This is a genomic window from Lentibacillus persicus (genome assembly GCF_900112705.1).
Lineage (GTDB): Bacteria > Bacillota > Bacilli > Bacillales > Amphibacillaceae > Lentibacillus > Lentibacillus persicus.
The window spans coordinates 45,065-52,701 of sequence record NZ_FOMR01000016.1 but is presented as its reverse complement, the minus strand read 5'-3'; the positions used below and the strand labels follow the sequence as shown (position 1 = coordinate 52,701).

The 7,637-nt window shown below is 44.5% G+C and carries 9 protein-coding genes; 6 read left to right on the top strand and 3 right to left on the bottom strand.

Annotated features, from left to right (window positions below):
* On the bottom strand, window positions 1–227 hold a 227-nt coding region (locus BMZ22_RS16030; protein WP_177183475.1), incomplete at its 3' end, for a transposase.
* A 56-nt stretch (window positions 228–283) separates the two neighbouring features.
* Here BMZ22_RS16030 and BMZ22_RS16025 point away from each other — a divergent pair.
* A complete protein-coding gene (locus BMZ22_RS16025) occupies window positions 284–526 on the top strand; it encodes a hypothetical protein (protein ID WP_090087486.1) in 243 nt (80 codons plus the stop codon).
* Window positions 527–571: 45 nt separating this feature from the next.
* On the opposite strand, the gene BMZ22_RS16020 is transcribed toward BMZ22_RS16025, so the two are convergent.
* Complete coding sequence (locus tag BMZ22_RS16020) at window positions 572–1,681, bottom strand: glycerol dehydrogenase (protein ID WP_090087484.1); 1,110 nt, start codon at window positions 1,679–1,681, stop codon at window positions 572–574.
* Between the two features lie 89 nt (window positions 1,682–1,770).
* The gene (locus tag BMZ22_RS16015; protein ID WP_090087499.1) at window positions 1,771–2,469 is read right to left on the bottom strand and encodes a FadR/GntR family transcriptional regulator; all 699 of its coding nucleotides are present in this window, start codon (window positions 2,467–2,469) and stop codon (window positions 1,771–1,773) included.
* 336 nt (window positions 2,470–2,805) lie between these two features.
* Here BMZ22_RS16015 and BMZ22_RS16010 point away from each other — a divergent pair, with 336 nt between their 5' ends.
* From BMZ22_RS16010 to BMZ22_RS15990, 5 genes are read left to right on the top strand one after another with little or no spacing between them, the layout of a single operon-like run.
* Entirely contained in the window at window positions 2,806–3,102 is a 297-nt protein-coding gene (locus tag BMZ22_RS16010) for a YhdT family protein (protein ID WP_090087482.1), read from the top strand.
* Window positions 3,099–4,568: a sodium/pantothenate symporter gene (gene panF, locus BMZ22_RS16005; RefSeq protein WP_090087478.1), complete on the top strand. Its 1,470-nt coding sequence runs from the start codon at window positions 3,099–3,101 to the stop codon at window positions 4,566–4,568. Before BMZ22_RS16010 ends, panF begins: the two co-directional genes overlap by 4 nt.
* A 14-nt stretch (window positions 4,569–4,582) precedes the next feature.
* Window positions 4,583–5,818, top strand: a complete 1,236-nt coding sequence (locus tag BMZ22_RS16000) for a M20 family metallopeptidase (protein WP_090087475.1) — start codon at window positions 4,583–4,585, stop codon at window positions 5,816–5,818.
* A complete protein-coding gene (locus BMZ22_RS15995) occupies window positions 5,808–6,887 on the top strand; it encodes a tartrate dehydrogenase (protein ID WP_090087473.1) in 1,080 nt (359 codons plus the stop codon). Before BMZ22_RS16000 ends, BMZ22_RS15995 begins: the two co-directional genes overlap by 11 nt.
* Complete coding sequence (locus BMZ22_RS15990; protein ID WP_090087471.1) at window positions 6,884–7,633, top strand: SDR family NAD(P)-dependent oxidoreductase; 750 nt, start codon at window positions 6,884–6,886, stop codon at window positions 7,631–7,633. Before BMZ22_RS15995 ends, BMZ22_RS15990 begins: the two co-directional genes overlap by 4 nt.
* Window positions 7,634–7,637 lie beyond the last annotated feature (4 nt).

Below are 7,637 nucleotides of genomic sequence, written 5' to 3'. Positions count from 1 at the left end.
ACCTTGCCAACCTCAAGCATTAAGGAACGAGTATAATAACCGTTTCGATAATCCCGGGAGCCTGTCCCGCGCTCGTAAGGCTTATTATTTAAGTATTCATCACGCTCCTTTTCCATGTACTCGTTTAGAATCAATACGATGGTTGATTTGGTAACTGCTTCGATATTGGAATTCATAATGGAATCTTTTAATTTATCCATATTTAGGGTAAACTGGATTTGGGTCATTTTAATCCCTCCTACTTTTTTTCTCGGTTGAAAACATTGTAACATGGGGGATTAATTTGACCCTTTTTTTGATTCCTTTTTACACAATTATATGGACTTTATCCAGAACGAGCGAGAGCGGCACCGAAACGAGCGGGAAGCGTACCGAACCGAGCGAGGACGGCGCCAAAACAAGTGACAAGCGTGTCAGAACGAGCGGGAGCGACACCGAAACGAGCAACAAGCATGCCAACTCGAGCGAAAGCGCCTTGGACTCGCGCGAGAAACGCCCCGAACTCAAGCGCAATCACCCAAAATAAAATGCTTGCAGAGAAGAGCGCCCCTCTGCAAGCATACCGCATAATCTATTTAACATGTTTCTCTTTATACGCTTTTGCATACTGATCTGCTGCATAGACAGCGTCGGCCACATCATCAGCGGTTACATCAAATGCTTGATGGATGGTTTCACCTTCAGTGGTTGCTGCTTCAGCGACCTTCATGATATCTTCTCTTGATGCGTCTTTTAAGTGAATATCTTCTAATGTGACCGGCAGGCCAAGGCTTGTATAAAGCTCAATATAGCGTTCGATTTCTTTCTTATCATGATGTTCCAAGGCAAGCTGGACGAGTGTGCCAAATGCGACTTTTTCGCCGTGTGTCATGTGGTGAATGTCACCTTTCAGTGCTGTGAAACCATTATGAATCGCGTGAGCTGCGCCTAGTCCGCCGCTTTCAAAGCCTAAGCCGCTGAGTAGTGTGTTGGCTTCCACAACGGCTTCGAGTGCCGATGTAACCGATTTGGCTTGGACGGATTCATATGCGAGATTAGCATATTGGAAAAGCGTTTCTTCGCATTTTTCAGCGATCGCTTGTCCAGCAATGGTTGTGCTGCCGCCAGCCATTGTGTCGCCGCCTGCCTGAATGACGCTACGGGCTTCAACCCATGTGGCAAGCGCATCAGCAATGCCGGAAGCAAGGAAACGTGGGGGCGCGCCTGCAACGATTTTTGTGTCAATAACAACCAAATCAGGGTTCTTTTTATAGAAACGATAGCCTTCAAATACACCGTCATCGGAATATACAACAGAAAGCGCGCTTGTCGGAGCGTCAGTTGATGCCGTTGTTGGAATGATGACAGTGGTGCCATTTACTTCATCAGAGACTGCTTTTGCTGTATCGAGCGTTTTACCGCCGCCGACACCGATAACGACAGATGCCTCAGCTTTATTGGCGATATCTGCAATCCGGTTAATTTCAGTTTCGGAAGCTTCACCATTGAAAACAACTTCTTCCGCTTTAAGGTTTTCTTGTTTCAGTTTATCGACAACATCATTTCCGGCGATATCCCATACTGTTTCGTCTGCTATAACGACAGTGTTTTCGCCTAAATCTTTAACATAGTCACCAATGTTCTGAATCGCGTCTTTACCTTGCACATATTTGGCAGGGCTGATAAAAATACGTTCACTCATGATGTCACACTCCTTTACCATAATTACTCCACTTGTTATTTTCCCAAGTTTGAGGAGAATATAACACCACATTAGGTTCCTAATTCCAACTAGTCATTCACCATTTCCTCATTATTTTTAATCATATCCTGCACGATGCGGGTTGAATCGAATTCACGCTTGCCGCTGATTAAATCAAGGTAAAATTTATGTGTGGCCAATGTTCGTTCGATGCTTTGTGAGTTTTTAAAGTGGATCATTTTAGGCTTAATAATTTCATAGATCGTTTTTCCAATCTCAATGACAAACGGATTGTTTGTGGCTTCCAACACGGCATAATGAAACTCGAGGTCAATTTCCACAAGTTGTGCCGGGCTTAATTCGGTGGTCATTCTGTCGATTTGTGACTGGTAGACGTTCTCGATGGCATGAATGTCTTTATCGTCTTTAGTAATGATCATGTTCATCAGGAGTACTTCAAAATGCTGCCTGAATTGGATTAACGCTTCCATGTCATTACTGTGCAAGATGAGGCTGAAGATTAAAGGGTTTAACGAAAAGTGGGACAAATTATTTGTGATATACATCCCCTCACCGCGCTTGATTTGTATGACACCGATCGCTTCGAGAATTTTTACAGCCTCTCTTACCGGCGTTCGGCTGACACCTATTTGCTCCATTAATTCTTTTTCTGTCGGCAGTTTATCACCGGGTCTCAAGTTTCCGTTCAATAGATTGTCTTTAATGATTTTGACAATTTCAGAGGAGATCGTTCCCTCTAAGTTGATTTTTTCAATTGATAAATCCATAGGCATTATCACCATCCATGTTGGCAAAATTTTCAGCAATTTTCTATTTACATTATGTTCTGAATTTGATAAAGTATATAACCATACTACATATTACGTCATACATCATACGTACGATCTAATCGACTGTAAATTTAATATACTATTAATTTTCTGATTTGCAAAGCCCCAGTAAACACAAAAACATTATCTAATCAATCGTGTAAGCGGTAACAAAGGGTTTGGATTAATTTCGAAAGGAGGCAGTTCCGTGGATTGAAATTCGTGACGCTAAAAAGCGAATGATGCGGCAGCTGTATTGCTCGTAACAATTGATATATAGGAGGGGAAAGAAGGATGAAAGATACTTATTTTAATGATGACTGGCGGTTTAAGGTAGCCAATCGTGAAGCAATAGTGGGCTGTATTCTAGCTGCTATCAATATTTTATGGTGGTTTGGTTTTGCTTATGGACTCGGTTCGAAGCCGCCTGAAGAATATACGTATGTCTTAGGGTTCCCGGCTTGGTTTTTCTGGAGTTGTATCGTCGGGTATCTTGTGATGGTGGTGTTGGTGTTTATCGTCGTCAAATTTGTTCTGAAAGAAGTTCCGTTAAACGATGACGTTGAAGACGAAGAGGAGGAGTCGGCATGAATTGGGGTGTGGTGTTACCACTGTTAGTTTTTTTATTGGTTGTTTTTATGGTAGGTATCTGGTCAAACCGGAAAATGGCTGCGTCCAAATCGTTTCTCAGTGATTATTTCCTGGGCAGCCGTGAATTTGGCGGACTGGTTCTGGCGATGACAATGGTTGCGACCTATGGCAGTGCTTCAAGCTTTCTGGGAGGTCCGGGTGCTGCGTATTCGATCGGGTTCGGCTGGGTGCTGCTTGCGATGACACAAGTGGCAACCGGTTACTTTGTGCTTCTGGTGCTGGGTAAGAAATTTGCCATTGTAGCCAGACGGTATAAAGCTGTTACGCTGATTGATTTCTTGAAAGAACGTTATAAAAGTACACCCGTTGTGCTTCTTTCGGCATTAAGTATCATCATCTTTCTATTTTCAGCGATGGCTGCGCAGTGGGTAGGCGGTGCGTATCTGATTCAATCCCTGACAGGCTTGTCCTACACGGCGGCGCTGTTTATTTTCACATTATCCGTCTTAATTTATGTAATTATCGGGGGTTTTCGTGCGGTTGCCATGACCGATACGATTCAAGGTATTGTCATGTTTATCGGGACATTCGTGCTGCTAGTTGCAGTCATTATGGCTGGCGGGGGTTTATCGAGCATATTTTCTGAACTTGTTGCCGAAAATCCAAATTTTGTCACACCATTTGGTCAGGACGGCCAACTTTCAGCTGCCTACATATCGTCTTACTGGATTCTTGTCGGGGTCGGTGTGATTGCATTGCCTCAGGTTACCGTCAGGGCGATGTCCTATAAAAGTGCAAAAGCGATGCACCGGGCGATTATGATCGGGACAGTTGTTGTCGGTTTTATCATGCTCAATATGCATTTAATCGGCGTTTTTGCACGGCCGGTTCTCCCTGGGATCGAAGTGGCGGATCAGGTGATTCCGCTGATTGCTCTGGATGTGCTGCCGTCATGGCTGGCGGGAATTGTGCTGGCAGCGCCTTTGGCTGCTATGATGTCGACCGTTGACTCACTACTCTTGCTTGTCAGTTCATCCGTCGTTAAAGATGTTTATATCAACTATTTTAAACCTGAAGCATCCTTCAATCACGTTAAAAAGGTAAGTATGGGTGTGACAGCTGTCATTGGAATTGTGGCATTCCTGTTATCAATCAACCCGCCGGAATTGCTTATATTCCTGAACCTGTTTGCGTTTGGCGGCTTGGAAGCTGCGTTTATTTGGCCGATTGTACTGGGATTATATTGGAAGAAAGCGAATAAATCGGGAGCAATTGCCTCAATGATTACCGGTATCGTGTCTTATGTAGCGATACATTTCTACAACCAAGCATATGGCGATCTCTTTGGTGTTCATACCGTCACCGTGCCCGTGTTCTTGTCATTGCTGGCTTTTGTGCTATTCAGTCTTCTATTAAGAGAGCCGGCATACGAATTTCCTAAATCAACAATGAAAAAAGAAGCCTAAGGAGTGGACAGATCATGACGACAATTAAAACAGACCGATTAAAACGAGATTATGAACGGGCGGTCGCTTTAACACAGCAGCTTGTCCGAATACCGAGCGTCTATCGGCCGGAAGACCCGAAAGGCAATGAGGAAGAAGTCGCCAGTTTTACGGCAGATTATTTACGCGACCTGGGCATTGATGTCTATGTTGAGGAAGTTGAGCCAGGCAGGCCGAACGTAATCGGTGTGATAGATTCCGGTAAACCGGGCAAAACGCTTATCTTTGAAGGGCATACCGATGTTGTGACAGAGGGGGATCGCGAAAGCTGGAACTATGACCCGTTTGGGGCGGAGATCGTCGATGGGCGCATGTATGGAAGAGGAACAAATGATACAAAAGGCAATCTCGCATGTATGATCACGGCAGCTCAATCGATTATTGAGGATAAAGAGGCGTTCACCGGTAAAATCATTTTATGTATTCCTGTTGATGAAGAACGCATGATGATTGGCATTAAGCATTTCATTGAGCAAGGCTGGGCAGATAATGTGGATGGCGCCATCATTTGTGAGCCTGAAGAGAACCAGATTTGTGTTGCACAGCGCGGTGCTCTAAGAATTCAAATAACGGTAAATGGCAAAATGGCTCATGGCGCCATTTCCTGGAGCGGGATTAATCCGAATTGGCGCCTGGCTAAAATTATTACGGCATTGGAAGCATTGGAAAAAGAAGAACAGGAAATTCACGGGGAACATCCTTATTTAAAGTGGCCGAGCATTACGCCAACGATTGTTAAAGCACCCGTCACAGGGGATGCTCAGATTAATGTCATTCCGGAAAAAGCGATGACAGCATTGGACATTCGAACGATTCCTTCACAGGACCATGATGTTTTGATCGAAAAAATTGAAACGATCTTTAACACGTTAAAGAAAGAAGATAAACACTTTGATGTTGACTATGACGTCATTGAAAACAGACCGGCAACCGAAACTGACCGGAACGAGCCAGTCGTTGGCGCTGTCCATGCCGCCGTGAAACAAACGCTGAATATAGAACCTGAATACAACGGCGTTCCGGGTGCAACAGACGGCACGTTTCTCCATCTTCATGGGGTGCCGATTGTAACCATTGGAGCGGGTGACCGAGAAGTGCCGCATCATATTAATGAATATGTGGATATCAAGGAATTAGGTGAGACGACCGAAATCTACCGTCAGGCGGCTTTAAACTTTTTAAATGAGGAAGGTAACAACAATGGCGAGTAAAATTGCAATTATCCCGGGTGACGGGATCGGACCAGAAGTGATGAAACAAGCTTTAAAGGTACTGGAAGCGTTGAAATCCGATTATACGCTTGACGTGGATTATGATGTTTTTGACTGGAGCAGTGATTATTATTTAAAGCATGGCCGCATGCTGCCGGAAGACGGTCTTGAAAAACTGAAAAACTATGATGCTATCTTATTCGGTGCCATTGGTGATAGCCGGGTACCTGATGATGTCACGGTATGGGAATTGATTATGCCGATTCGAAAGACATTTGAGCAGTATGTCAATTTCCGGCCGGTTAAACAGCTCAAAGGGATCACGAGCCCTTTGGCCGATTCACACAGCGGAGAAATTGATTTTGTGATTTTGCGTGAGAATTCTGAAGGTGAGTATTCGAATTCAGGTGGTTTAATGTTTCACGGCCAGGAAAAAGAAATGGCCATTCAAAATTCTATCTTCACAAAGGCGGGAATAAAGAATATTGCCGAATTCGCTTTTGAATACGCCCGTAAGCATCATTACAGCAAAGTCACGAGTGCAACAAAATCCAATGCGATTACCCATACAATGAAATTCTGGGATAAAGAAGTTGGGAAAATAGCTGAATCCCACAGGGACATCGACTATGAAAAAGTATACGTGGACGCTTTAGCAGCTAAATTTGTCCAGCAGCCTGAAGAATTCCAAGTCGTATTAGCTTCAAATTTGTTCGGTGATATTCTATCCGATTTAGGTTCCGCAGTTGCAGGCGGACTGGGGATCTCGCCGTCAGCGAATATCAATCCAAGCGGTGAGTACCCATCGATGTTCGAACCCGTCCATGGATCCGCGCCTGATATAGCAGGTCAAGGACGTGCTAATCCGATCGCGCAAGTATGGTCGCTCGCTCTGCTGCTTGAACATATTGGAAGAAACGATTTACATGATCATATTCTAAAGGCGATTGAAAAACTTTTATTAGACAAGACCCAAGTGACGAACGATATTGGCGGATCTGCCAGTACCGAAGAAGCCGGGGATGCGTTAGTAAAAATTTTGCGTGAAAGCAAGGTGGAACTGACATGACATTTGGAAATAAAACCATTGTCGTTGCCGGAGCCGGCGGCGGAATGGGTAAAGCAATTGTGGAAACGCTTCTCAATGAGAATGCCAATGTGGTCGGATGTGACTTGAATATCGCGTCGCTTGAGGCTCTCGAAGCTAATGACCAATTTTTAGGAGTAGAAGGGAACCTGCTTGATGAAGAAACAGTACGAACTGTTTTCAAACAAGGCAAAGCGACGTTTGGCAGAATTGACGGGCTTGTTAATGCAGCCGGCGTGGCACAAAACTCAACCCCGATTGAACAAGTGGAGTTGAAAGAATGGTATAAAATTATCGATATTAACATGACGATGACATTTTTGACCTGCAGAGAAGCGGCCGTCTATATGAAGGAACAAGGAAGCGGTGCGATTGTTAACATTGGCTCGGTTTCAGTAACCAGACCAAGGCCCGGCCTGCAGTCATATGTTGCATCAAAAGGTGCGGTTGAATCATTTACAAAAGCATTGGCTTTGGAACTGGCAGATGACAGGATTAATGTCAATATTCTGCACCCCGGACCGAGCGACACGAACATGCTTGGCCAATTTGCGCAGGAAGGTGCTGATGTTGAAAAAATGAAAGCGACGGTGTTCAAAGACAGTGTGCCGCTCGGCCGGCTTATAAAACCTGAGGATATCGCCCGTTCTGTTAAATTTTTATTATCCGAAGACGCCGGTATGGTAACCGGAAGCGTCTTTCATGTCGACGGCGGTAGGAACATTTGATGTT

Excerpts from the sequence above, each read along its gene's own strand:
- BMZ22_RS16020 (WP_090087484.1), bottom strand. The coding sequence starts at position 1,681 with ATGAGTGAACGTATTTTTATCAGCCCTGCCAAATATGTGCAAGGTAAA.
- BMZ22_RS16015 (WP_090087499.1), bottom strand. The coding sequence starts at position 2,469 with ATGGATTTATCAATTGAAAAAATCAACTTAGAGGGAACGATCTCCTCT.
- BMZ22_RS16010 (WP_090087482.1), top strand. The coding sequence starts at position 2,806 with ATGAAAGATACTTATTTTAATGATGACTGGCGGTTTAAGGTAGCCAAT.
- panF (WP_090087478.1), top strand. The coding sequence starts at position 3,099 with ATGAATTGGGGTGTGGTGTTACCACTGTTAGTTTTTTTATTGGTTGTT.
- BMZ22_RS16000 (WP_090087475.1), top strand. The coding sequence starts at position 4,583 with ATGACGACAATTAAAACAGACCGATTAAAACGAGATTATGAACGGGCG.
- BMZ22_RS15995 (WP_090087473.1), top strand. The coding sequence starts at position 5,808 with ATGGCGAGTAAAATTGCAATTATCCCGGGTGACGGGATCGGACCAGAA.
- BMZ22_RS15990 (WP_090087471.1), top strand. The coding sequence starts at position 6,884 with ATGACATTTGGAAATAAAACCATTGTCGTTGCCGGAGCCGGCGGCGGA.